Annotated in this window: 24 protein-coding genes; 7 read left to right on the forward strand and 17 right to left on the reverse strand. The window is 72.6% G+C overall.

Annotation, left to right across the window (positions count from 1 at the left end):
• Positions 1-33: 33 nt before the first annotated feature.
• The 8 genes from D1J63_RS08805 to D1J63_RS08840 all read right to left on the reverse strand — a co-directional run bounded on the left by D1J63_RS08805 (position 34) and on the right by D1J63_RS08840 (position 7,571).
• The gene (locus tag D1J63_RS08805; protein ID WP_125628476.1) at positions 34-843 is read right to left on the reverse strand and encodes a DUF3159 domain-containing protein; all 810 of its coding nucleotides are present in this window, start codon (positions 841-843) and stop codon (positions 34-36) included.
• Positions 844-846: 3 nt separating this feature from the next.
• The gene (locus D1J63_RS08810; protein WP_076976707.1) at positions 847-1,245 is read right to left on the reverse strand and encodes an OB-fold nucleic acid binding domain-containing protein; all 399 of its coding nucleotides are present in this window, start codon (positions 1,243-1,245) and stop codon (positions 847-849) included.
• Positions 1,246-1,338: 93 nt separating this feature from the next.
• Positions 1,339-2,022 (reverse strand): response regulator, encoded by a 684-nt coding sequence (locus tag D1J63_RS08815; RefSeq protein WP_102928814.1) that lies wholly within the window; start codon positions 2,020-2,022, stop codon positions 1,339-1,341.
• Positions 2,019-4,589: a sensor histidine kinase KdpD gene (locus D1J63_RS08820; protein WP_125628477.1), complete on the reverse strand. Its 2,571-nt coding sequence runs from the start codon at positions 4,587-4,589 to the stop codon at positions 2,019-2,021. Before D1J63_RS08820 ends, D1J63_RS08815 begins: the two co-directional genes overlap by 4 nt.
• A gap of 133 nt (positions 4,590-4,722) precedes the next feature.
• Positions 4,723-5,415 (reverse strand): ABC transporter ATP-binding protein, encoded by a 693-nt coding sequence (locus D1J63_RS08825; protein WP_125628478.1) that lies wholly within the window; start codon positions 5,413-5,415, stop codon positions 4,723-4,725.
• A 269-nt stretch (positions 5,416-5,684) separates the two neighbouring features.
• Positions 5,685-6,437, reverse strand: coding sequence for a DUF3710 domain-containing protein (locus D1J63_RS08830; RefSeq protein ID WP_125628479.1), 753 nt, complete (start codon positions 6,435-6,437; stop codon positions 5,685-5,687).
• 1 nt (position 6,438) lies between these two features.
• Positions 6,439-6,990 carry a dUTP diphosphatase gene (dut, locus tag D1J63_RS08835; protein ID WP_125628480.1) on the reverse strand — a complete coding sequence of 184 codons (552 nt, stop codon included), beginning with the start codon at positions 6,988-6,990 and terminating at the stop codon, positions 6,439-6,441.
• Positions 6,987-7,571 (reverse strand): PaaI family thioesterase, encoded by a 585-nt coding sequence (locus D1J63_RS08840; protein ID WP_102928819.1) that lies wholly within the window; start codon positions 7,569-7,571, stop codon positions 6,987-6,989. Before D1J63_RS08840 ends, dut begins: the two co-directional genes overlap by 4 nt.
• Before the next feature lie 57 nt (positions 7,572-7,628).
• On the opposite strand from D1J63_RS08840, the gene D1J63_RS08845 reads away from it, so the two are divergent.
• Positions 7,629-8,093: a DUF3093 domain-containing protein gene (locus D1J63_RS08845; RefSeq protein ID WP_125628481.1), complete on the forward strand. Its 465-nt coding sequence runs from the start codon at positions 7,629-7,631 to the stop codon at positions 8,091-8,093.
• A gap of 81 nt (positions 8,094-8,174) precedes the next feature.
• Here D1J63_RS08845 and D1J63_RS08850 read toward each other — a convergent pair whose 3' ends face one another.
• The 4 genes from D1J63_RS08850 to D1J63_RS08865 all read right to left on the reverse strand — a co-directional run bounded on the left by D1J63_RS08850 (position 8,175) and on the right by D1J63_RS08865 (position 11,760).
• Complete coding sequence (locus D1J63_RS08850; protein WP_125628482.1) at positions 8,175-9,140, reverse strand: hypothetical protein; 966 nt, start codon at positions 9,138-9,140, stop codon at positions 8,175-8,177.
• A gap of 13 nt (positions 9,141-9,153) precedes the next feature.
• Positions 9,154-9,450, reverse strand: coding sequence for a DUF4193 domain-containing protein (locus tag D1J63_RS08855; RefSeq protein WP_003993510.1), 297 nt, complete (start codon positions 9,448-9,450; stop codon positions 9,154-9,156).
• A gap of 405 nt (positions 9,451-9,855) precedes the next feature.
• Positions 9,856-11,100, reverse strand: a complete 1,245-nt coding sequence (locus tag D1J63_RS08860) for a HAMP domain-containing sensor histidine kinase (RefSeq protein ID WP_125628483.1) — start codon at positions 11,098-11,100, stop codon at positions 9,856-9,858.
• Positions 11,101-11,106: 6 nt separating this feature from the next.
• Positions 11,107-11,760 carry a response regulator transcription factor gene (locus D1J63_RS08865; RefSeq protein WP_003993508.1) on the reverse strand — a complete coding sequence of 218 codons (654 nt, stop codon included), beginning with the start codon at positions 11,758-11,760 and terminating at the stop codon, positions 11,107-11,109.
• A gap of 427 nt (positions 11,761-12,187) precedes the next feature.
• Here D1J63_RS08865 and D1J63_RS36695 point away from each other — a divergent pair, with 427 nt between their 5' ends.
• Positions 12,188-12,361, forward strand: coding sequence for a hypothetical protein (locus D1J63_RS36695; protein WP_007387792.1), 174 nt, complete (start codon positions 12,188-12,190; stop codon positions 12,359-12,361).
• Between the two features lie 374 nt (positions 12,362-12,735).
• On the opposite strand, the gene D1J63_RS08875 is transcribed toward D1J63_RS36695, so the two are convergent.
• Positions 12,736-13,554 carry an inositol monophosphatase family protein gene (locus tag D1J63_RS08875; RefSeq protein ID WP_125628484.1) on the reverse strand — a complete coding sequence of 273 codons (819 nt, stop codon included), beginning with the start codon at positions 13,552-13,554 and terminating at the stop codon, positions 12,736-12,738.
• Between the two features lie 8 nt (positions 13,555-13,562).
• Positions 13,563-14,690 carry a ferrochelatase gene (locus D1J63_RS08880; protein ID WP_102929409.1) on the reverse strand — a complete coding sequence of 376 codons (1,128 nt, stop codon included), beginning with the start codon at positions 14,688-14,690 and terminating at the stop codon, positions 13,563-13,565.
• Positions 14,691-14,862: 172 nt separating this feature from the next.
• Here D1J63_RS08880 and D1J63_RS08885 point away from each other — a divergent pair, with 172 nt between their 5' ends.
• Positions 14,863-16,140, forward strand: a complete 1,278-nt coding sequence (locus D1J63_RS08885; protein WP_125628485.1) for an MFS transporter — start codon at positions 14,863-14,865, stop codon at positions 16,138-16,140.
• Complete coding sequence (locus tag D1J63_RS08890) at positions 16,061-17,419, forward strand: D-arabinono-1,4-lactone oxidase (protein ID WP_125628486.1); 1,359 nt, start codon at positions 16,061-16,063, stop codon at positions 17,417-17,419. The genes D1J63_RS08885 and D1J63_RS08890 overlap by 80 nt, the downstream gene beginning before the upstream one ends.
• On the opposite strand, the gene D1J63_RS08895 is transcribed toward D1J63_RS08890, so the two are convergent.
• Complete coding sequence (locus D1J63_RS08895) at positions 17,343-18,221, reverse strand: hypothetical protein (protein WP_125628487.1); 879 nt, start codon at positions 18,219-18,221, stop codon at positions 17,343-17,345. The genes D1J63_RS08890 and D1J63_RS08895 overlap by 77 nt on opposite strands.
• 472 nt (positions 18,222-18,693) lie before the next feature.
• On the opposite strand from D1J63_RS08895, the gene sepH reads away from it, so the two are divergent.
• Entirely contained in the window at positions 18,694-19,752 is a 1,059-nt protein-coding gene (gene sepH / locus D1J63_RS08900) for a septation protein SepH (protein ID WP_102929405.1), read from the forward strand.
• Positions 19,753-19,858: 106 nt separating this feature from the next.
• On the opposite strand, the gene D1J63_RS08905 is transcribed toward sepH, so the two are convergent.
• Positions 19,859-20,710 (reverse strand): sulfurtransferase, encoded by an 852-nt coding sequence (locus D1J63_RS08905; protein ID WP_125628488.1) that lies wholly within the window; start codon positions 20,708-20,710, stop codon positions 19,859-19,861.
• A gap of 250 nt (positions 20,711-20,960) precedes the next feature.
• Here D1J63_RS08905 and D1J63_RS08910 point away from each other — a divergent pair, with 250 nt between their 5' ends.
• Positions 20,961-21,764, forward strand: coding sequence for a VOC family protein (locus D1J63_RS08910; protein WP_125628489.1), 804 nt, complete (start codon positions 20,961-20,963; stop codon positions 21,762-21,764).
• A 63-nt stretch (positions 21,765-21,827) separates the two neighbouring features.
• Entirely contained in the window at positions 21,828-22,703 is an 876-nt protein-coding gene (locus D1J63_RS08915) for a PhzF family phenazine biosynthesis isomerase (protein ID WP_125628490.1), read from the forward strand.
• A 47-nt stretch (positions 22,704-22,750) separates the two neighbouring features.
• Here D1J63_RS08915 and D1J63_RS08920 read toward each other — a convergent pair whose 3' ends face one another.
• Complete coding sequence (locus D1J63_RS08920) at positions 22,751-23,401, reverse strand: thymidine kinase (protein WP_061442133.1); 651 nt, start codon at positions 23,399-23,401, stop codon at positions 22,751-22,753.
• Between the last annotated feature and the right edge of the window lie 7 nt (positions 23,402-23,408).

Raw genomic sequence — 23,408 nt, forward strand, 5'->3', positions numbered from 1 at the left:
TCGCCGTGTCGCCGTGGCGCGTCGTCCTGCGCGTCAGGCCTTGCGGTGCCTGCCGCCGCGTGGGTCGGCCGGCTCCCCCTCGGCCCCGGAGGGCCCCGGGAGGGCTCCGTCGGCCTCCTGCTCGCGCCGTTCCCGCTCGGCCTTCTCCGCCTTCTCGGCCTCCTCCGCCGCCTCCATCTCCGCGAACACGTCGATGGGGGCCGGCGCCTTGGCCAGGAAGACCCAGGTCAGCCAGACGGCGAGCAGGAAGGGCGGGATCTTCAGGGTGACCAGGACCCAGCCGAGCTGCTCCGTGTCCGCCCACCAGTACAGCGGGAAGAGGATCGCGGACTTGGCGAGCAGGATGAAGCCCCAGGCGTAGCTGGCCTTCGTGTACGCCTTCTTGCGGCCCGGATTGCGGGTGCGCCAGGAGAGGTTCTCCTTGAAGACCGGGCCGAGGATCAGGCCGATCAGCGGCACCCCGGCCAGCGAGGTGACGATGTAGGCCAGCGCCAGACCCAGGGTGTAGAGCATGCCCGGCAGATAGAAGTTCTTGGCGTTGTCGGTCATCATCGCGAAGACCACGCCGAAGGCGACGCCGAAGACCCCGCTGAACGCGTGCTTGACGGTGTCCTTCATCGCCAGCCGGACCACGACCAGCACCACGGACACGGCCAGGGCCGCGATCGCCGACATGTGCAGGTCGTTGTTGAGCGTGAAGATGGTGACGAAGAGCAGGCCGGGCAGCACCGTCTCGACCATGCCGCGCACGCCGCCGAACGCCTCGAACAGCGCGGCCTCCGTCACCGCCCGGGCGTCGTCGGCCTCTGTCGTCTCTTCGGTCGGCTTGTCGAGCGACGTCACCGGCTACTCCCGTCCGAGGGGTCTCAGTTCGTATTTCGGGTTGAAGAGCACCCGGCGGCCGTGGCTCATCGAGATCCGGCCCGATGCGATGAGCTTGCGCCCCGGCTCTATGCCCACGATGGAGCGTCTGCCCAGCCACACCACGTCCAGGGCGGCGGAGCCGTCGAACAGCTCGGCCTCCAGGGCCGGAACGCCCGCACGCGGCCGCAGGGTGACCGTGCGCAAGGTACCAGTTACCGACACGACCTGCCGGTCCTGGCAGTCTCCGATACGGGTGCAGCCGGCGGTGTCGGCGTCCTCGCGCAGTTCCTCCGACTCCAGGTCCTCCTGTGACGAGGAGAGCCGGTCGAACATGCGCCGGAACCGGCCCACCGGCTTGTCGGAACGCGGAGCAGCACTCATATCTGAAGCGTACCGGGGCCCGCCGACAGCCATGCACCCCTCCGGGGACGGGATGGCGAGGCTCACTCCCCCTCACCTCGCGTGCACGCCGGCTCACTTCTCGAAGCGGTAGCCCATGCCCGGTTCGGTGATGAAGTGCCGCGGGTGCGCGGGGTCCGCCTCGAGCTTGCGGCGCAGCTGGGCCATGTAGACCCGCAGGTAGTTCGTCTCCGTCCCGTACGACGGCCCCCACACCTCCTGCAGCAGCTGCTTCTGGCTCACCAGGCGCCCCGTGTTGCGCACCAGCACCTCCAGCAGATGCCACTCGGTGGGCGTCAGGCGTACGTCCTTCCCGCCCCGGTTGACCTTCTTCGCGGCCAGGTCGACGGTGAACTCCGCGGTGTCCACGACCACCTCGTCCTCGCCGCCCGGAACGGGTTCGGCCCGGCGGACGGCGGCCCGCAGCCGGGCCAGCAGCTCGTCCATGCCGAAGGGCTTGGTGACGTAGTCGTCGGCGCCCGCGTCCAGCGCCTCGACCTTCTCGTCGGAGGAGTGCCGGGCGGACAGCACGAGGATCGGCACCCGGGTCCAGCCGCGCAGCCCCTTGATCACCTCGACGCCGTCCATGTCGGGCAGGCCCAGGTCCAGCACCACCACGTCGGGGTGGCGGGCGGCGGCGAGCTGGAGGGCGGTGGCGCCGTCGTGGGCGGCGTCGACCTCGTAGTGACGCGCCTTGAGGTTGATCACGAGGGCGCGCACGATCTGCGGTTCGTCGTCGATCACGAGGACGCGGGTCATCGGGCGGTCTGCCTTTCTGCGGTCGTGCTTTCCGCGGTCGCGGGGTCGGGGGTCGTCGCGGGGGAACCGGAGGAGCCCACCGCGCGGAGGGTGAGGACCATGGTGAGGCCGCCGCCGGGGGTGTCCTCCGCGGTCAGTGTGCCGCCCATCGACTCGGCGAAGCCGCGGGCCACGGCCAGGCCGAGCCCCACCCCGGCCCCCCGCGGGGCGTCGCCGTAGCGCTGGAAGGGCTCGAAGATGCGGTCCTTGGCGTCGTCCGGCACGCCCGGCCCCCGGTCGACGACGCGCACCTCGACGCGGTCCGCGAGGGCGCTGGCGGCGACCAGGACGGTCCGGTCGTCGGGACTGTACTTGACGGCGTTCTCCACCAGGTTGGCCATCGCCCGCTCCAGGAGCCCGGCGTCCACGGCGACCATGGGCAGCGTCTCCGGGATGTCCAGCTCCGCGCTCCCCTCGGGCACCCCGCCGAGCGCCATCGGCGCCACCTCGTCGACGTCGATCTCGCGGATCAGCGGGGTGACGGTGCCGGTCTGGAGGCGGGACATGTCGAGCAGGTTGCCCACGAGGTGGTCGAGCCGGTCGGCGCCCTCCTCGATGCCTTCGAGGAGCTCCGCCCGGTCCTCTTCCGACCAGGCCACGTCGTCCGACCTGAGGCTGGTCACCGACGCCTTGATGCCGGCCAGCGGGGTGCGCAGGTCGTGGCTGACGGCGGCCAGCAGCGCGGTGCGGATCCGGTTGCCCTCGGCCAGGGCGCGGGCCCGGTCGGCCTCCTCGCGCAGGCGGCGCCGGTCCAGGACGACGGCGGCCTGGGCGGCGAAGGCGGCGAGGACCCGGCGGTCCTCGGCGGGCAGCACGCGGCCGGTCAGCGCGAGGGCCATGTGGTCGCCGACGGGCATGTCCACGTCGGCGTCCTCCGGGCGGTCGACGGGCGGTCCCGACCCGGCGCGGCCGGCGCAGGTCCAGGGGGCCATGTCGCCCTCCCGCTCCAGGAGGGCGGCGGACTCCATGCCGAAGGTCTCGCGGACGCGTTCGAGGAGCGTCTCCAGGCTGGTCTCGCCGCGCAGCACGTCACCGGCCAGGAAGGACAGGATCTCCGACTCGGCGCGCAGCCGGGCGGCCTGGTGGGTGCGGCGGGCCGCGACGTCGACGACCGAGGCGACGGAGAGTGCGACGCCCACGAATATGGCGAGCGCAAGCATGTTCCTCGGGTCGGCGATGGTGATCCGGTTGACGGGCGGCGTGAAGAACCAGTTCAGCAGCAGCGACCCGACCGCCGCCGAGGCCAGCGCCGGATACAGACCGCCGAGCAGCGCCGCCGCGACGGTCAGCGCCAGGTAGAGCAGGACGTCGTTGGCGAGGCCGAGGTGGACGGTGCTGAGCAGCAGTGTCAGCAGCACCGGTCCGCCCAGGCCCGCGAACCAGCCCCAGACGATGCGGGAACGGCCGAGCCGCGCACCCCTGGCCACCGGCAGCCCGCGTCCCTTGGCGACCTCGTCGTGGGTGACGATGTGGACGTCGAGGTCGGGTCCGGACTCGCGGGCGACCGTGGCGCCGACGCCGGGTCCGAAGACGTACTGCCAGGCCTTGCGGCGCGAGGAGCCCAGGACGATCTGGGTGGCGTTGACGCCGCGGGCGAAGTCGAGCAGGGCGGCCGGTATGTCGTCGCCGAGGACGTGGTGGAAGGTGCCGCCGAGGTCCTCCACCAGGGTGCGCTGGACCGCCAGCTCCTTCGGGGAGGCGGAGGTCAGCCCGTCGCTGCGGGCGATGTACACGGCCAGCACCTCGCCGCCGGCGCCCTTCTCGGCGAGGCGCGCGGCCCGGCGTATCAGCGTCCGGCCCTCGGGGCCGCCGGTCAGGCCGACCACGATGCGTTCGCGCGAGCCCCAGATCTTCGAGACGCGGTGCTCGCTGCGGTACTGCTGGAGGTATTCGTCGACCCGGTCCGCGACCCACAGCAGGGCCAGCTCGCGCAGGGCGGTGAGGTTGCCGGGGCGGAAGTAGTTGGACAGGGCCGCGTCGACCTTGTCCGGCTGGTAGATGTTGCCGTGGGCCATGCGCCGGCGCAGCGCCTGCGGCGACATGTCGACCAGTTCGATCTGGTCCGCCCGCCGCACCACCTCGTCGGGCACGGTCTCCCGCTGCCGTACGCCGGTGATCGACTCCACGACGTCGCCGAGCGACTCCAGGTGCTGGATGTTGACGGTCGAGACGACGTCGATCCCGGCGGCGAGGAGTTCCTCGACGTCCTGCCACCGCTTGGCGTTGCGCACGCCGGGGACGTTGGTGTGGGCCAGTTCGTCCACCAGGGCCACCCGGGGCGCGCGGGCCAGGACCGCGTCCAGGTCCAGCTCGGTGAAGTCCGCGCCCCGGTACGCGACCTCCCGGCGCGGAACCTGCTCCAGGCCGCGCAGCATCACCTCGGTACGCGCCCTGCCGTGGTGCTCGACGAAGGCCACCACGCAGTCGGTGCCCCGTTCGACGCGCCGGTGCGCCTCGGACAGCATGGCGTACGTCTTGCCGACGCCCGGCGCCGCGCCGAGGTAGATCCGTAGCTTGCCGCGTCCCATGGCCTCATTGTCTTCCGGTCACCGCTGAGTGCGCAGCGTCGACCCTACGACCCACAATCGCGGCAAAAAGGGCGGGGGTGCGGATGCCGGTCGTCCTTGACGGAACCCTGACGGCCGCCCGCTCCCGGCGGCGTCACTGCTCGACGATCTCCCCGTCGCGCAGCTCCAGCACCCGGTCGGCGAGGTCGAGGAGGGTGGCGTCGTGGGTGGCGACCAGGGCGGTGACCCGCTCGCTGCGTACGACGGCACGCAGCAGCTCCATCACGGAGTGCCCGGTCTCCGCGTCCAGCTGGCCGGTGGGCTCGTCGGCGATCAGCAGCGCGGGGTCGTTGGCGAGGGCGCGGGCGATGGCGACCCGCTGTTGCTGGCCGCCGGACAGCTCACCGGGGCGCTGGGCGGCGTGGTCGGAGAGGCCGACGAGGGCGAGCAGCAGCTCGACGCGCTCGTCCCGCTCGCGCGGCGCGGCCCGGCGCAGCCGCATCGGTACGCCGACGTTCTCGGCGGCGGTGAGGATCGGGACGAGTCCGAAGGACTGGAAGACGAAGCCGACCCGGTCCCGGCGCAGCGCGAGCAGTCCGTCCTCGTCCAGCTCCGCGAGGTCCCGGCCGTCGACCTCGACCCGGCCGGCGTCCGGCGTGTCGAGGCCGCCGACGATGTTGAGCAGTGTGGTCTTCCCGGAGCCCGACCTCCCCTTGAGGGCGACCAGCTCGCCGCGCGGCACGTCGAAGGAGACGCCGCGCAGCGCGTGCACGGCGGCGCTGTCGCGACCGTACGACTTGCGTACGTCCTCGACGCGCACCATGGTCCCGGTGGCCACCTGGCTCATCTCGCGCCCTCCCCCGCCGTACGCCGTGAAACCGGGCGCCAGTATCACCGGCGGAGACGGGCGGGTTCAACGGCCGGGGCCGGATCGCTCGCGGCAACGCCCCGCCGGCGACGCCCGTGGGCGTCCGGAGGGCACCTCGCCGCCGGGTCCCCCTCCCCGCGTCCGGCGCGGACGAGCGCGTGCCCGCCCCGACGCCGACGGCCGCACCCCCTTCCGGGGGCGCGGCCGTCGTGGCTCGCGTACGGCGGAAAGCCGTACCAAGTCTTTGCCTAACGCACTTCGGTGATCTCCGGTCCGCGCTGGAGCTGGCCCATGCCGCCGGCGAAGCGGGAGCCCTCCTCCTGCTGGACGCCCTCGGGGACCATCTGGGCGTCGTTCGGCAGCTTGAGGACGATCGGGTCGCGGGGGGCCATCGGGCCATCGCCGCGGACGACGACCGTGTCCCGGAAGATCTGCTCCAGCAGACCGGCGGCCTGCGGCTGCACCGCGCCCTGGCCCGAGATCACACCGCGCAGGAACCAGCGGGGCCCGTCCACACCGACGAACCGCACGACCTGGAAGCCGCTGGTGCCGTCCGGCAGCTGCACCGGGACCTGGGCCCGCAGCTCCCAGCCCAGGGGGCCCTCGACCTCGTCGATGATGCCGCCCTGCTGGGTGATGCCGGAGCCGATCTCCTCGCGCACCTCGGCCCAGATGCCCTCGCGCTTGGGCGCGGCGAAGCCCTGGAGCTGGATGGCGCTGTCGCGCAGTACGACGGTGGCGGCGACGATCGCGTCACCGGCGACCTCCACCCGCAGTTCCATGCCGTCGACCCCGGGGACGAACAGGCCGCCCAGGTCCACCCGGCCCTCGGCCGGGTCGCGGACCTCGCTGCTGTCCCAGGGCCCGTCGGGGCGCGGCTCGGGCTCGAGCCGCACGCGCTCACGCTCTTCGTCCGCCCCGGTGTCGACGCTGTCGACGACCTGCTCGGTCTCGCCGGCCGCGTCCTCGGCGGCGTCATTCTTCTTGCGACGTCCGAACACGTCACTGTCCTTCCCGGTCGGATACGACCGAAGCGTATCGATTCCCACCCGTCGGGCCGCCGTCGGCGACCTGACCGCTTGTGCCGCTTGCACGGTCCAACCCGGCGTGGCCGCCGGTGGACCCGAAGCCCCCCTCGGCCCGCGTCGAGTCGGGAAGCTCCGCGACCTGACGGAAGCGGACCCTCTCGACCTGCTGGACGACCAGTTGGGCAATCCGGTCGAAGCGCTCGAACCGCACGCTTTCGCGCGGGTCGAGATTCACCACGATCACCTTGATCTCCCCACGGTACCCGGCATCAATCGTCCCCGGGGCATTCACGAGGGCGACACCGCAGCGGGCGGCCAGACCGGAACGTGGGTGCACGAAGGCCGCGTACCCCTCGGGCAGCGCCACAGACACGCCCGTGGGCAGAACGGCGCGTTCGCCGGGCGCCAGTTCGCAGCCGAGGGTGGTGCGCAGGTCGGCGCCCGCGTCGCCGGGCTGCGCGTACTCCGGCAGCGGCACGTCGGGGTCGACGCGGCGGATCAGCACCTCGAGGTCGGCACGGCTCACGGGTTCACCTCGAAGGCGCGGGCGCGGCGGAGCTGGTCGGGGTCGTCCATGGCGGCGCGGATCTCCTCCTCGCGGCCGTTCCGGACGAAGTGCTCGACCTTGACCTCGATGAAGAGGGCGTCGGCGCGGACGGCCACCGGGCCGTCGGGCCCGCCGATCCGGCCGGTGGCGGTGGAGTAGATCTTCCGGCCGGCCACCGCGGTGACCTCGGCCTCCAGGTACAGCGTCGTGTCGACGGGCACCGGCCGCAGGAAGTCGGTCTCGAGCCGACCGGTCACCGCGATGGTGCGCAGCAGCCAGTTCAGCGAGCCCAGCGTCTCGTCCAGGGCGGTGGCCAGCACGCCGCCGTGCGCCAGACCGGGGGCGCCCTGGTGGGCGGGGCGGACGACGAACTCGGCGGTGATCGACACGCCTTCGCCCGCCCGCGCCTGGAGGTGCAGCCCGTGGGGCTGGTCGCCGCCGCAGCCGAAGCACTGGCCGTAGTGGGCGCCGAGCAGCTCGCCGGGGGCGGGCGCGTCGGGGTGCCGTACGGGTTTCACGGCGTCGGCGGGGGGCTGAAGACCTGGGGAAGTACCACTCACAGGCGCAGACCTTACCCGTGCGTCGGCCGAACACCGATCCCGTGCCAAGCTTGGTTCATGCAGCTCTCCACGGCCCCGTACGAAGAACGCCTCACCGCGCCCCGCTCCTGGTGGCTCGTCTCCTTCCTGGTGGGGCTGGCGTTCGCGCTGATCCTGCTGCCCTTCGGCACCCTGCCGATGCTGGGCGGCCTGGCGGGCGGCACGGCGGTGGCGGCGGTGGCGGCCAGTTCGTACGGCGCGGTCCGCATCCGCATCGTGGGCGACTCGCTGATCGCGGGCGAGGCACGGGTGCCGGTGTCGGCGCTGGGCGAGGCGGAGATCCTCGACCCGGAGGAGGCCCGCGCCTGGCGCACGTACAAGGCCGACACCCGGGCGTTCCTGCTGCTGCGCGCCTACATCCCGCGTGCCGTGCGCGTGGTGGTCACGGATCCGGAGGATCCGACTCCCTACCTGTACCTGTCGACGCGCGAGCCGGAGCGGCTGATCGAGGCCCTGACGGCGGCGAAGGCGGCTGCGGCGTAGCGCCGGTCCGGCTGGTCCGCGGCGGGGTCCGCCCGGACGGGAGCGCACGCACGCGCGGGCGCGCGGGTGGCGCCGGAGCCGTCAGCCGCCGTCTTTGCCGAAGTTTTCCCCGTGGCCGCCAAGGCCGATGCCCCTGGTAAGGCCGTTGGCGATCTCTCCCATGTCCAGGGCGTCCTGCGGCCGTTCCAGCGCGGGGAGGCCCTCCAGGGCGCTCCAGGCGACCTGGTGCCTGCGCAGGTCGGCGCGGATTCTCGCGGCCAGTTTTCTGGTGTCGCGGCGGTTCATGACGGCGCCCACGGCCGCTCCCACCATGAACGGCATCAGGTTCGGCAGGTCGCGCACCATCCGCTTCATGATCTGCTGGCGCAGCTGACGCTTCATGTGGCTGTTCATCGCCGAGCCCAGGGTCGACGGCTTGGACACGTCGACGCCGCGTTCGTCGGACCAGGAGTTCAGGTACGCGGTACTGCGCTGCGCGAGGCCGCCGGGCGGGCGTACGCCGTAGACCTCGTGGAGTTCGGCGATCAGCTTGAGCTCGATCGCCGCGACGCCGGTGATCTCGGCAGCCAGTTCGGTGGGCATCGCGGGCGGTACCGGCAGCATCGCCGCCGCTCCGATGCCGGCCCCCACGGTCGCCGTGCCCTTGGCCGCGCCGGCCACGAGCCGGTCGGCGAGCTCCTCCGGACCGAGGCCGGGGAACTGCCTGCGCAGCGTCGCCAGGTCGCGTACGGGCACGCGGGGTGCGAGGTCGATGATCCGGTCGGCGAGGTGTCCCAGGGCCGCTCTGGCGCGGGCGCCGCCGTTACGGACGCCCTGGCCGGCCTTCTCCCGGAACGCCGCTGCCCGGCGCCGGGCAGCGGGTGCCGGAGGCTGCGTGGTCGCCGGGAGGTCACTCCGGTCGGCCACTGGCTCGAGCGGGGCCTTCCCCGTGTCGGTCGGGCCCCGCTCGTCGTCACGCGCGCTGTACGGGCCGTCGGACGGCCCTTGGTCCGCTCCTCCTCGCCGGGAGAAACGGCGCTTCCAGGGAGGGGTCGAGCCGGTGGTCACGGCCGACCCCGCCTCAGTCGCAGTCGCGGCAGATCGGCTGGCCGTTCTTCTCCCGGGCCAGCTGGCTGCGGTGGTGCACCAGGAAGCAGCTCATGCAGGTGAACTCGTCCTGCTGCTTCGGCAGCACGCGGACGGCCAGTTCCTCGTTCGAGAGGTCGGCGCCGGGAAGCTCGAGGCCTTCCGCGGCCTCGAACTCGTCGACGTCGACGGCCGAGGCGGACTTGTCGTTCCGCCTGGCCTTCAGCTCTTCGAGGCTGTCCGAGTCGACGTCGTCGTCGGTCTTGCGTGGAGTGTCGTAATCGGTTGCCATGGTCGCTCTCCCCCTCTGGGTGTCTGCGGTGTCTTCAGCGCACGTAACGCGTGAGAGGCCGGACTTGTGCCCGACCCGAGGCGGAGATTTTGCCTCACATCAAGGTCTGTTACTCAATCGACACCCAACCGGACCTCGCATGAGTGATCGGCTTGGATGGCGATGGGGACCGTACACGGTCCGAATGCCGCACTTCAAAGGCGTCTCACCGTGTACTTCCCGTGATCTGGACCCTCGAAAACCGGGATTTTCCCGGCTTTCCGACAGGGTGCATGATCACGGAGAGTAGAGAGTGGGAAAGCCCCCGTTGTGATCGATCACACATGCGACTCCCGGGCCGGTGACCTCGAAATTCCGCTCAAAGCGAACATCCTCCGGTCTCGGCGAGATGTCGGGGTCATGATCTCAGACGGGCAGTGTCACGCGCATCACGAGCCCTCCGCCCTCGCGCGGCTGGGCGTAGATGTGCCCGCCGTGCGCCCGGGCCACGGACCGCGCGATGGACAGTCCGAGCCCGACGCCCTTGTCGCTGCCCGTGCGCTCGGTGCGCAGCCGCCGGAACGGCTCGAAGAGGTTGTCCACCTCGTACGCCGGTACGACCGGGCCCGTGTTGGTGACCACCAGGACCGCCTGTCCGCCCTCCACGGCCGTGGTGACCTCCACCCAGCCCTCTTCGGCCACGTTGTAGCGCACGGCGTTCTGGACGAGGTTCAGGGCGATGCGCTCCAGCAGGACGCCGTTGCCCTGGACCACCGCGGCCTCCCGGGTGCCGCGGATCTCCACGCCCTTGGTCTCGGCCTCGGCGTGCACCTGGTCGATGGCCTGGCCGGCCACCTCGGCGAGGTCGACGGGTTTGCGCTCGACGATCTGGTTGTCGCTGCGGGCCAGCAGCAGCAGTCCCTCGACCAGCTGCTCGCTGCGCTCGTTGGTCGCCAGCAGCGTCTTGCCGAGCTGCTGGAGCTCCACCGGAGCGCCCGGGTCGGACAGGTGCACCTCCAGGAGGGTGCGGTTGATCGCCAGGGGCGTGCGCAGCTCGTGGGAGGCGTTGCCGACGAAGCGCTGCTGGGCGGTGAAGGCCCGCTGCAGCCGCTCCAGCATGTCGTCGAAAGTGTCCGCCAGCTCCTTCAGCTCGTCGTCCGGGCCGTCCAGCTCGATCCGCCGGGACAGGTCGGAGCCCGCCACCGCGCGCGCGGTGCGGGTGATCCGGCCCAGCGGGGACAGGACGCGGCCGGCCATGGCGTAGCCGAAGGCGAAGGCGATCACGGCGAGGCCGAGCAGCGCCAGCAGGGAGCGGCTGAGCAGGTTGTCCAGGGCCACCTTGCGCTGGTGGTCCATGCAGTCGCTGATCGCCGCGTTGAAGTCGGACAGCGACAGACCGCCGTTGTCGACCACGGGGCACGTGCTGCTGGAGACCTTGAGGTCGGTGAAGTCGACGATCTTGTACAGCGGTTCGTTGCCGGTGCGCACCGCCTGGGCGGCGAGCAGGTAGATGATCGACAGCAGCAGGATGCCGGCGATCAGGAACATGCCGCCGTACAGCAGCGTGAGCCTTATCCGGATGGTGGGCCGCAGCCACGGCAGGGGGGTGACCGAGCGCGGGTCCCACGTGGGCTTGGGGGGCGCCCCGGGGGGCGCGGGTGTCGTCGCCACGGCCGGTCAGATCCGGTAGCCGGAGCCGGGGACGGTGACGATGACCGGCGGCTCGCCCAGCTTGCGGCGCAGGGTCATGACGGTCACGCGCACGACGTTGGTGAACGGGTCGGTGTTCTCGTCCCAGGCCTTCTCCAGCAGCTGCTCGGCGGAGACCACGGCGCCCTCGCTGCGCATCAGGACCTCGAGCACGGCGAACTCCTTGGGCGCGAGCTGCACCTCCTTGCCGTCGCGGAAGACCTCGCGGCGGTTCGGGTCGAGCTTGATCCCGGCGCGCTCCAGGACCGGCGGCAGGGGCACGCTGGTGCGCCGGCCGAGGGCCCGCACGCGCGCGATCAGCTCGCTGAACGCGAACGGCTTGGGCAGGTAGTCGTCGGCGCCGATCTCCAGGCCCTCGACCCGGTCACTGACGTCGCCGGAGGCCGTGAGCATGAGCACGCGCGTGGGCATGCCCAGCTCGACGATCTTGCGGCAGACGTCGTCGCCGTGCACGAGGGGGAGGTCGCGGTCGAGGACGACCACGTCGTAGTCGTTGACGCCGATGCGCTCCAGGGCGGCCGCACCGTCGTACACGACGTCGACGGCCATGGCCTCCCGGCGCAGTCCGGTGGCCACCGCATCGGCGAGCAGTTGCTCGTCCTCGACGACGAGTACGCGCACGTCGCTTGTCCTTCCTGTGTCCACCCGCGTAGCGCTTCTCGGACGCACGAGGGCAGGGGGCTGGTGGGTGTGTTGCCTCCATCCTGCCCTTTTCGGCCATAAGTCGGCTGTAAGCCGGGTGAGGGGCCGGTGACGAAGAAGGGTGCGGAAAGGCCGCCGAAGCGGGAATGCGAGATTTTCTCGCGCGGTTGAGGTTTCCGCGAAGGGGAGCCGGGGGAGGACGGCTTTACACCCCGCGATCACGCTCTGCCTGTACCGCGTTACCGCGCGGTACGTCGCGGTCCGCTTCCGCAGAGCGGGCGTGGGTGTCCGGCACCGTCGCCGCCCGGCCGGGCAGCGCTGGGCACTCCACCGGAGACGTGATCGCCCCTTCCGATCGGCACACCCCCGTGCCAACGACCCACGACCCAGGACGAGGGGGCGCAGCATGGACGCTTTCACCGCAGGACTTCTGCAGCGCATAAAGACGACCGAGTCCGACCTCTCCCGGGCCCGCGACGAGGGCGACGAGTTCCTTGTCGAGGTGGAGCTGGGCGAGCTCGACGATCTGCGCCGTCTCGCTGCCGAGCACGGTGTGGAAGTCAGCGCGACCAACGCCTGACCGGCCCGCGGAGACCAGGCCCCGGCGAGATCCAGCGCCGGGGCTTCGTCGTGCGCGGCGCCGTCCGGCGGTGCGGTGACCGCCCGGCGGTGCGGCGACCGTCCTGGCCGGTGGGGCGAGGCGGGTGGCCGGGTCGCACAGAGCGGGCGACCTCGCCGGGGTGGGCGGTCCGGACACACGCACACGACGCGTCGACGCGGCGCCCGCCCTCGCGCCCGGGGCACTCGACCCGCCCGACCGCCAGCGAGCGGCCGCTTCGCAAATCCCGCCCGCACACGCACCGTGCACCGCCGCCCGCGCCCGCGTCCCACGGCATCGACGCGGCGCCCTCCCCCGCGCCGGGGACGCGCCCGGTCTCACCGACCGCCGGAGGCCTACGCCCCGAAGTCCGTCAGGAGCCGCTGGAGGGGCTCGAAGACGGCCGGGGTGGCGGCGATGGTGAGGGCGCCGCCGGGACGCTCACCGGGGCGTCCGCCGGTCACCGCGCCCGCCTCCCGGGCGATCAGGTCGCCCGCCGCGAGGTCCCAGGGGTGCAGACCACGCTCGTAGTAGCCGTCCAGCCGCCCCGCGGCCACGTCGCACAGGTCGATGGCGGCCGAGCCGCCGCGCCGGATGTCGCGGACCAGCGGGATCAGCCGCCGCGCGATCTCGGCCTGCTCCGCGCGGACGTCGGCGACGTAGTTGAAGCCGGTGGAGACCAGCGCCTGGTCCAGCGGGGCGGCGGACCGGCAGGTGAGCCTGCGTTCGCCCTCCCAGGCGCCCGTCGCCCAGGCTCCGCCGCCCAGCACCGCCTGGTACGTCTCGCCCCGCATAGGGGCCACGACCACGCCGGCCACCCGCTCGCCGTCCTGCTCGGCGCAGATGGAGACGGCCCAGGTGGGCAGTCCGTACAGGTAGTTCACCGTGCCGTCGAGGGGGTCGATGACCCACCGGACGCCGCTGGTGCCCTCCGTGGCGGCGCCCTCCTCGCCGAGGAAACCGTCGTCGGGGCGGCGGTCGGCGATCAGCCCGGTGATCAGCTTCTCCGCCGCGATGTCCATCTCGGTGACCACGTCGATCGGGCTGGACTTGGTGGCGGCGACCGCGAGGTCGGCCGGACGGCCGTCCCGCAGCAGCTCGCCCGCGCGGTGGGCGGCCTCCTGGGCGATCTTCAGCAGGTCGGCACGGAGCGGGTCGGGCGTCACGTCGGTCACGGGGCTCCTCACACGTAGGGGCTGTCGGCGCCCGCGGCGGCGGGCCGGGGGGCACGGGCGGGGCAGCAGCCGACCGGGCACAGGTTGTGGCTCGCGCCGAGCGTGCCGAGGGCACAGGGCGTGACCTCCTGCCCGCGCTCGGCGCCCGCGCGCTCCAGGACCAGGTCGCGGACGGCGGCGGCGAACCGCGGGTCGGCGCCCACCGTGGCCGAGCGGCGCACCGGCAGCCCCAGCTCCCCGGCCTTGGCGGTGGCCTCCGTGTCGAGGTCGTACAGGACCTCCATGTGGTCGGAGACGAACCCGATGGGGGCCATGACCACGGCGGGGACGCCGGCCGCGTGCCGCTCCTCCAGGTGGTCGCAGATGTCGGGCTCCAGCCACGGGATGTGCGGCGCGCCCGAGCGCGACTGGTACACGAGCTGCCAGGGGTGGTCGACACCGGTGCGCTCGCGCACCGCGTCGGCGATCAGCCGCGCCACGTCCAGGTGCTGGCGGACGTAGGCCCCGCCGTCGCCGTGCTCCTCGACCGGTCCGGAGGTGTCGGCGGCGGAATTCGGGATCGAGTGGGTGCAGAACGCGAGGTGCGCGCCCTCCCGGACCTCCTCGGGCAGCTCGGCGAGGGAGCGGACGACCCCGTCGACCATGGGCTCGACGAAGCCGGGGTGGTTGAAGTAGTGCCGGAGCTTGTCGATCTTCGGCAGCTCCAGGCCCTCCGCCTCCAGGGCGGCGAGCGCGTCCGCGAGGTTCTCGCGGTACTGGCGGCAGCCCGAGTACGAGGCGTAGGCGCTGGTGGCGAGGACCAGGATGCGGCGGCGACCGTCGCGGACCATCTCGCGCAGGGTGTCCGTCAGGTACGGCGCCCAGTTGCGGTTGCCCCAGTAGACCGGCAGGTCCAGGCCGTGCTCGGCGAAGTCCTTGCGCAGGGCGTCCAGCAGGGCGCGGTTCTGGTCGTTGATGGGACTGACCCCGCCGAAGAGGAAGTAGTGCTGGCCGACTTCCTTGAGGCGTTCCTTGGGGATGCCGCGCCCCCGCGTCACGTTCTCCAGGAACGGGACCACGTCGTCCGGGCCCTCCGGGCCGCCGAACGAGAGCAGGAGCAGGGCGTCGTAGGGGCTGGCATCGAGCACGTCTGGCATGCCCCGATCCTGCCACCCGGCACTGACAGCGGGGAAACGGTGGGGTACCGACCGTGCGTGTCACCGGATCCGAGGGGTGTCTTCGGGCGCGGCGACGAGTAAGCTGTATCGACTGCGTTCGCACCTTACGAAGCCGTCGCCCTGCCGTCACTGAGCCGCTTCGGAGACCTCGTTGGCCAGTCCCTACCGCGCCCTGTTCGCCCTCCCCGGCACCAAGGGCTTCTCCGCCGCGGGCTTCCTCGGCCGGATGCCGCTGTCGATGATGGGCATCGGCGTGGTGACGATGATCTCCCAGCTCACGGGGCGGTACGGACTCGCCGGGGCCCTGTCGGCGACCATCGCGCTCGCCGCCGCCGTGGCGGGACCCCAGGTCTCCCGCCTGGTGGACCGGTACGGGCAGCGCAGGGTGCTGCGCCCGGCGACCCTGGTGTCGCTGACCGCGGCGGCGCTGCTGCTGGCGGCCGCGCACTTCGAGTGGCCGGACTGGGTGCTGTTCGTCGCCTGCGTCGGCATCGGCTGCGTGCCGAGCCTCGGCGCGATGGTCCGGGCCCGCTGGGCGGCCCTGTACCGGGGCACGCCGCAGCTGCACACCGCGTACTCCTTCGAGTCCGTGGTGGACGAGATCTGCTTCATCTTCGGCCCCATCGTCTCCATCGGCCTGTCCACGGCCTGGTTCCCGGAGGCCGGGCCGCTGCTCGCCGCCTGCTTCCTGGCGACGGGGGTCTTCTGGCTGACCTCGCAGCGCGCCACCGAGCCGGAACCGCACCCGCGCGAGCACAAGGGCGGCGGCACCGCGCTGCGCTCCCGGGGCCTGCGGGTCCTGGTCGGCACGTTCGCGGCCACGGGCACGATCTTCGGCGCCATCGACGTGGTCACCGTGGCGTTCGCCGAGGAGGAGGGGCACAAGGCCGCCGCCAGCCTCGTCCTCGCCCTCTACGCGGCGGGATCGTGCACGGCCGCCATGATCTTCGGGCTGCTGCGCTTCGCGGGACCGCCGGAACGCCGCTGGCTCCTGGGCGTGTGTGCGATGGCCGTGAGTATGATCCCCCTCCTACTGGTCGGAAACTTGCCGTTTCTGGCCGTGGCGCTGTTCGTTGCGGGTCTGTCCATCGCTCCCACGATGATCACGACGATGTCCCTCATCGAAGAGCACGTACCACGCACGCAGCTCACCGAGGGCATGACCTGGGTGAGCACCGGACTCGCGGTCGGGGTCGCGCTCGGCTCCTCCGCGAGCGGCTGGGTGATCGACGCCTCCGGGGCGCGTGCCGGGTACGGGGTTCCGGCGGTGGCCGGGGCCGTCGCGGTCGCGGTCGGTTTCCTCGGGTACCGCCGGCTCAAGCGGCCGGAACCGCGTCGGGGAGGGACCGTTGAGCAGCACACGAACGGCGAGCGGCAGGGCGAGCGGACGGCCGAGGGGGCCGAAGGGCCGGAACGGCACATGGCGTAACTGGGGCGGCAACATCACGGCGCGCCCCGCGCGGGAGGTCGCTCCCGCCTCCGTCGACGAACTGGCCGGCGCCGTGCGCAGGGCGGCCGAGGACGGGCTGCGGGTCAAGGCGGTCGGCACGGGGCACTCGTTCACGTCGATAGCCGCGACGGACGGTGTATTGATCCGCCCTCAACTGTTGACGGGCATCCGCGGCATCGACCGCGACGCCATGACGGTCACGGTCGAGGCCGGCACCCCGCTCAAGAGGCTCAACCTGGCGCTCGCGCGGGAGGGTCTGTCGCTCACGAACATGGGCGACATCATGGAGCAGACCGTCTCGGGCGCCACCAGCACCGGCACCCACGGCACCGGCCGCGACTCGGCCTCGATCGCCGCCCAGATCCGCGGCCTGGAGCTGGTCACGGCGGACGGCTCGGTGCTGACCTGCTCCGCGGACGAGAACCCCGAGGTGTTCGCCGCCGCGCGGATCGGCCTCGGGGCACTGGGCGTCGTCACCGCGATCACCTTCTCCGTGGAGCCGATCTTCCTGCTGACGGCCCGCGAGGAGCCGATGCCGTTCGACCGGGTCCTGTCCGACTTCGACGCGCTGTGGTCCGAGAACGAGCACTTCGAGTTCTACTGGTTCCCGCACACCAACAGCACCAACACCAAGCGCAACAACCGCAGCGCCGGTCCGGAGCAGCCGGTGGGCCGGTTCCAGGGCTGGATGGACGACGAGTTCCTCTCCAACGGCGTCTTCCAGGCGGCGAACTGGGTCGGCCGCGCCGCGCCCGCCACCATCCCGTCGATCGCCCGGATCTCCAGCAGGGCGCTCTCCGCGCGGACGTACACGGACACTCCCTACAAGGTCTTCACATCACCGCGCCGGGTGCGGTTCGTGGAGATGGAGTACGCCGTTCCGCGCGAGGCCGTGGTCGAGACGCTGCGCGAACTGAGGGCGATGGTCGACCGATCGCGGCTGCGGATCAGCTTCCCGGTCGAGGTGCGCACGGCCCCGGCCGACGACATCACGCTCTCCACCGCCTCGGGGCGCGACAGCGCCTACATCGCCGTGCACATGTTCCGGGGCACGCCCTATCAGGCGTACTTCACCGCCGCCGAGCGCATTTTCACGGCGCATGAGGGCCGGCCGCACTGGGGCAAGGTCCACACCCGGGACGCCGAGTACTTCTCCCGGGTGTATCCGCGCTTCGGCGAGTTCACGGCGCTGCGGGACCGTCTTGACCCTGACCGGCTGTTCCTGAACGACTACTTGCGCCGGGTTCTGGGGCCGTAGCCGAGGCGTCCGGGTCGGGGGTTCCGGTGCCGTCGCCGGTGCCCTCGTCGCCGGTGGCGTCCGGGGTGGGCGTCGGGCTGGACGCCGTACCGCCGCCCTCCGCGGAACCGCCGTCGGGCGACGGGCTCCCGCCGGTCCCGTCCGGGCTCCCGGACGGGGTGGAGGCGGGTGCGTCGTCCCCCGTACCGGAGTCCTTCGCGTCACCCGGGTCACCGGAGCCGGCCGAGCCCCCGCCGTCCCGCACGTCCTCGGAGCCGCCGGACTCCCCCGAGGGGGAGGCGGACTTGTTGTGACCGGTGAAGGCGCTGCCGACGGTGGTGCTGTGCCCGCCGCTCAGGTTCTGGCCGGAGGCGACCTCGTACACGGTGATCCCGGCCATCGTGACGCCGAAGACGAGGGCCGCCGCGACCAGCGGGCGACGCCAACCGCTGGTCCGCGCGCGGTAGACGGTGCCCTCGGTGAAGTCGCCCGAGGGCGCGGCGGAACCCGGGCCCGAGACCGCGGCCGGGACCGACGCGGTCCTTCCGCCGGTCCGCACGGCGGCGACGGTGCGCTTCACCCGGATCTGCTCCCCGGTGCGCTTGAAGAAGTGCTGGAGCACCGAGCCTCCGCAGGTGGCGACGACACTGATCAGACCGGCGCCGGCGATCGTGCCGTAGACGCCGAAGGAGGAGGCGAGTTTGGCGGCCACCACCGCGGCCAGGGCGCTGCCCGCGACCTGGGGGACGCTCAGGTCGATTCGCCTGGACTCCCCCTTCGAATGCATGTCCGCCTCACCCGTGCCATCGGACCTTTCACGCATCGTCGGACCTTGCCTGCCTTTCCCGTACGGGAGCGATCAACTGCACGAGAAAGGGACGTGCGGCCGAAACCATTAGTTCCGTTTCTGGTGATTGCGTGAAGTACGCCACGTCCAAGATCGCGGAAATCCGGCCGCGGGCGGCCAGGGAGCACCTCTTGCCAGAAGTTGGGCGGCGTGCCAATCCACGCACGTGGCCCGAATGGAGTACTGTTGCGAGCCCTGGAGCCGGTCTCCCGACAAGGGGTCCGACACCGCGAAGGACCGCCACGAGGGGGACAGTTGCACAGGGTGACGGAGTTGGTCACTTAGCGTTGCGAACAGGTAACCGTGCCATAACGGCGATCCAGGGCCCGCGCCCGACACGCCGGGCAACTCGGCAAGGTTGTGGCAGGCTGCACCCGGGCAGGCCACACTCGACAGAGCGGAAGCAGCGACGCACGTGACGTCGGCAGGCACCACCCGGGAGGTCCCCATGCCCGAACTGCGTGTCGTGGCCGTCTCGAATGACGGCACACGGCTGGTGCTGAAGGCTGCGGACAGCACGGAGTACACGCTTCCGATCGACGAGCGGCTCCGGGCCGCCGTGCGCGGCGACCGTCCCCGCCTCGGCCAGATCGAGATCGAGGTGGAGAGCCATCTCCGCCCCCGCGACATCCAGGCACGTATACGAGCCGGCGCGACCGCGGAAGAGGTCGCGCAGATGGCCGGCATCCCCGTCGACCGCGTACGGCGCTTCGAGGGTCCCGTGCTGGCCGAGCGCGCCTTCATGGCGGAGCGGGCCCGCAAGACCCCCGTCCGCCGCCCCGGCGAGAACTCCGGACCGCCCCTCGGCGAGGCCGTCCAGGAGCGGCTGCTGCTGCGCGGCGCCGACAAGGACACCGTCCAGTGGGACTCCTGGCGCCGCGACGACGGCACCTGGGAAGTCCTGCTGGTCTACCTCGTCGCGGGCGAGCCGCACTCGGCGAGCTGGACGTACGACCCGCCGCGTCGCCTCGTCCAGGCCGTCGACGCGGAGGCGCGCGCGCTGATCGGCGAGTCCGACGACCTCGCCGCGCCGGAGCCCAGCTTCCCGTTCGTGCCGCGCATCGCCCGGCTGCCGCGCGACCGGCCGCTGGACCGCACCCTCGACCGGGAACAACGGGAACGTCCGAGCCTGCCCCCGCCGCCGGCCGAGCCGTCCGACGACACCGCGGCCACCGCCTCGGTCGAACGCGAACGCGACTCCCTGACCAGCCTGCTGGAGGCCGTACCGAGCTTCCGGGGCGACCTGGTGGTGCCCGAGCGCGCTCCGGAACCGGTGGAGGAGCCCGTCGAGGAACCCGAGGTGGAGGAGCCCCCGGCGCCCGCGGCGTCGGCCGGTTCCGCCTACGCGGACGTGCTCATGCCGCGCTCGGTGGCCAGCCACCGCGACCGCCTCACCGGTTCCACCGACCGCCAGGCCGAGGCCGACGGCGTCCGGCCGGGCCGCCGCGCGGCGGTGCCGAGCTGGGACGAGATCGTGTTCGGGACGCGGCGCAAGAAGCAGGAGTAGCCGGCTCCGGCCGAGCAACCGAAGGGGCCGCACCGTCGGGTGCGGCCCCGGCCTCTGTCCTGCCCCCTCCTACGGGCGTCCGCGCCCTGCTGCGGGTGTCCGCGCCCTACTGCGGGTCCGGCCCCACGGCGACCGGCCGCTCCGGGTCCGACGACCACTCGGACCACGAACCCACGTACAGCGCCGCCGGAATGCCCGCCACCGCCAGGGCGAGCACCTCGTGGGCGCCCGACACGCCCGAGCCGCAATACACACCGACCGCGCCGTCCTCCGTGGCGCCCAGGCTCTTGAAACGCGCCCGGAGTTCCTCGGCCGGCAGGAAGCGCCCGTCCGGGGCGACGTTGGCGGTCGTGGGCGCGGACACGGCGCCCGGGATGTGGCCGCCGATCCGGTCGATCGGCTCGACCTCGCCCCGGTAGCGCTCCCCCGCGCGGGCGTCGAACAGCACTCCGGACCGGGCCAGCGCGGCGGCCGCGTCCGCGTCCAGCAGTCCCGCCGCGCCCGGCGCGGGCACGAAGTCGCCCTCCTCGGGCGTCGGGACGTCCGTCGACAGCGGTCCTTCCCAGGCCGTCAACCCGCCGTCGAGGACCCGCACGTCCGGGTGACCCGTCCAGCGCAGCAGCCACCAGGCACGGGCCGCCGCCCAGCCCTGTCCGCCGTCGTGGACGACGACCGGCCGCCCCTGCGACACGCCCGCCCGGCGCATCGCCGCGCCGAACTCCGCCACGTCGGGCAGCGGGTGCCGGCCGCCCGCGCCGGGCGCGGAAGCGAGCTCCCGGTCCAGGTCGACGTATACGGCACCGGGCAGGTGCCCGGCCGCGTACTCGGCCCGGCCGTCGAACGGCGCGGCCCCGGCCGCCTTCGCCGTGCTCAGTTGCCAGCGGACGTCGAGCAGGACCGGCGGGTTGGCGCCCGCCAGTTCGTCGACGAGTTCGGATGCGGAGATGATGGCGTTCATGGCCCCATCCTGGCGTACCGAGTGGCCGAGGCGTCGCTGTCGGGCTACTCTGCCCGCCGGACAGTACCGGTCACGAGGCGTACGGGTTCGGCCACATGCTGTACTGCCCGGGCAGGCGGGCTGCCCCACGAGCGCGACCCCGCCCGAAGCACCGCACCGGATCCGGTAACGGCTTCGGTGCGCAAGCCGCGAGAGCCCACCGGAGCGGAAGCGGACGCACGGCCCGCGAAGGGCCGAGAAGAGGGTGACGATGACCGACGCACGGGGATCGGACAGCCGGATCGGCGAGACGAACGCCCGGCGCGCGCCCGGCACACCCTGCTGGGTGAGTCTGATGGTGCACGGACCGGCCGCCACCCATGACTTCTACGGCGCCCTGTTCGGCTGGGAGTTCCGGCCGGGACCCCAGCAACTGGGCCCGTACGCGCGGGCCCTGCTCGACGGGCGCGAGGTGGCCGGCATCGGTCAACTGCCCCCGGACCGCCAACTGCCCACCGCCTGGACGCCCTACTTCGCCTCGGACGACGTCAACCGCACGGCCGATACGGTGCGCCTGTGCGGCGGCACGGTCGGCGTCGGCCCCCTGGACGCGGGCGAGGCGGGCCGCATGGCCCTCGGTTCCGACCCGGCGGGTGCCGTCTTCGGCATCTGGCAGGCGGCGGCCCACCTCGGCACGGCGGTCGCCGGGGTCCCCGGCACACCGGCGTGGAACGAGCTGCTGACGTACGAGACGACGGGCGTCGCCAAGTTCTACGAGACGGTGTTCGGTTTCGAACTGGACGCCGAGACCTCGGCTGGCCGCGACCACGTCACCCTGCGCCTGTCCGGCCGCCCGGTGGCCGGCATCCAGGGCGTCGGCGACGCCCTGCCGCGCGACCGGGGCCCGCACTGGATGACGTACTTCGAGGTGGCCGACACGGATGCGTCCGTGGAGCTGCTCGTCGGCCTGGGCGGGCATGTCCTCACGCCCGCCGAGGACACGGCCCACGGACGGGTGGCGACGGTGGCGGATCCGGAGGGGGCGCGGTTCACGGTGGTGCGGCCGCCGCGCTGAGCAGGCGGGCGGCGCGTACGACGCTGCCGGAATACGCCTGACCGGCCCCGTGTTGGCGCGATCATGACGACGAATGCCGTGGGACCCGAGGTACTGCGCTACACCGCCTTCTCCAGCAACCCCGACGGCGGGAACCCCGCCGGTCTCGTGCTGGACGCCTCCGGTCTGGACGACGCCGGGATGCTGGGCATCGCCGCCGGGCTCGGGTACTCCGAGTCCGCGTTCCTGACCGCTCCCCCGGAGGGCTTGGGTGGCGAGGAGGGGCGGGCGTACAGCATCCGCTACTTCAGTCCCAAGGCCGAGGTGCCGTTCTGCGGGCACGCCACCGTCGCGGCGGCCGTCGCGCTCGCCGAGCGGATCGGTCCCGGGGAGCTGGTGTTCGCGACGCGCGCCGGCACCGTGCCGGTGACGGTGGCCGAGGAGGGCGGGGTGTTCAGGGCCACGCTCACCAGCGTCGAGCCGCACGTCGATGAGGTCACCGACCCCGACCTCGAAGAAGCGCTCGCCGCGCTCGACTGGCCGGCCGCCGATCTCGACCCGGCCTTCCCGCCCCGGATCGCGTTCGCCGGGGCACGTCACCTGGTGCTCGCGGCGGCGTCCCGGGCCCGCCTCGCGGAGCTGGCGTACGACTACGCCCGCCTCGAAGCGCTGATGCACCGACTGGACCTCACCACGGTGCAGTTGGTGTGGCGGGAGTCGGCCACCGTCTTCCACGTCCGTGACCCGTTCCCCGTCGGCGGTGTCGTCGAGGACCCGGCGACCGGCGCCGCGGCCGCGGCGTTCGGCGCGTACGCCCGTGAGCTCGGCCTCGTACCGGCGGACGCCGTCCTCACCCTCCACCAGGGCGAGGACCTGGGCCGCCCGGGTGAGCTCACGGTCACCCTGCGCGCGGACGACCCCCGCGTCCGGGTCGGCGGCTCGGGCACCCGCATCGGCTGAACGGCCGCTCCCCCGCCCGACGCGCCGGGCGGGGGCGGTCGGACCCGTCAGCTCGGGGAGACGGGCAGCACGTCCGGCGACAGGGCCGCCGCGCGGGCCGTCGCGGCGGTCGTACGGCGGCGGTGGTGGCGGCGGCACAGCACCTCGTAGCCGATCTCGTCCGGGGACTGGGCGACGTCGCCGACGACCACCTGGGCTCCCTCGACGACCATGACGCCGCCGACGGTGCGGGCGTTGTGCGTGGCGCGGGCGCCGCACCAGCACAGGGCCTCGACCTGGAGCACCTCGACGCGGTCGGCGAGTTCCACCAGGCGCTGGGAGCCGGGGAAGAGCTTGGAGCGGAAGTCGGTGGTGATGCCGAAGGCGTACACGTCGACGTCGAGGTCGTCGACCACGCGCGCGAGCTGGTCGATCTGGTCCGGGGCGAGGAACTGCGCCTCGTCCGCGATGACGTAGTCCACCCGGCCGCCCTGCGAGAGGTGGTCCACGACGTGGGCGTAGAGGTCCTGGCCGTCCCCGACCTCCACCGCGTCGGTGACGAGGCCGAGGCGGGAGGAGAGCTTGCCCTCGCCCGCGCGGTCGTCGCGGGTGAAGATCATGCCGGCCAGTCCGCGCGCCGAGCGGTTGTGCTCGATCTGGAGAGCCAGTGTCGACTTCCCGCAGTCCATCGTTCCGGAGAAGAACACCAGCTCGGGCATGAGGGGT

The sequence above is a fragment of the Streptomyces sp. KPB2 genome (assembly GCF_003950055.1).
Classification (GTDB): domain Bacteria; phylum Actinomycetota; class Actinomycetes; order Streptomycetales; family Streptomycetaceae; genus Streptomyces; species Streptomyces salinarius.

Coding starts and splice junctions, on each gene's coding strand:
- D1J63_RS36695 (WP_007387792.1), top strand. CDS start 12,188: ATGGACGCTTTCACCGCAGGACTTCTGCAGCGCATAAAGACGACCGAG.
- D1J63_RS08845 (WP_125628481.1), top strand. CDS start 7,629: ATGCAGCTCTCCACGGCCCCGTACGAAGAACGCCTCACCGCGCCCCGC.
- D1J63_RS08915 (WP_125628490.1), top strand. CDS start 21,828: ATGACGACGAATGCCGTGGGACCCGAGGTACTGCGCTACACCGCCTTC.
- D1J63_RS08825 (WP_125628478.1), bottom strand. CDS start 5,415: ATGAGCCAGGTGGCCACCGGGACCATGGTGCGCGTCGAGGACGTACGC.
- D1J63_RS08855 (WP_003993510.1), bottom strand. CDS start 9,450: ATGGCAACCGATTACGACACTCCACGCAAGACCGACGACGACGTCGAC.
- D1J63_RS08895 (WP_125628487.1), bottom strand. CDS start 18,221: ATGCGTGAAAGGTCCGATGGCACGGGTGAGGCGGACATGCATTCGAAG.
- sepH (WP_102929405.1), top strand. CDS start 18,694: ATGCCCGAACTGCGTGTCGTGGCCGTCTCGAATGACGGCACACGGCTG.
- D1J63_RS08880 (WP_102929409.1), bottom strand. CDS start 14,690: ATGCCAGACGTGCTCGATGCCAGCCCCTACGACGCCCTGCTCCTGCTC.
- D1J63_RS08910 (WP_125628489.1), top strand. CDS start 20,961: ATGACCGACGCACGGGGATCGGACAGCCGGATCGGCGAGACGAACGCC.
- D1J63_RS08905 (WP_125628488.1), bottom strand. CDS start 20,710: ATGAACGCCATCATCTCCGCATCCGAACTCGTCGACGAACTGGCGGGC.
- D1J63_RS08920 (WP_061442133.1), bottom strand. CDS start 23,401: ATGCCCGAGCTGGTGTTCTTCTCCGGAACGATGGACTGCGGGAAGTCG.
- D1J63_RS08810 (WP_076976707.1), bottom strand. CDS start 1,245: ATGAGTGCTGCTCCGCGTTCCGACAAGCCGGTGGGCCGGTTCCGGCGC.
- D1J63_RS08820 (WP_125628477.1), bottom strand. CDS start 4,589: ATGGGACGCGGCAAGCTACGGATCTACCTCGGCGCGGCGCCGGGCGTC.
- D1J63_RS08815 (WP_102928814.1), bottom strand. CDS start 2,022: ATGACCCGCGTCCTCGTGATCGACGACGAACCGCAGATCGTGCGCGCC.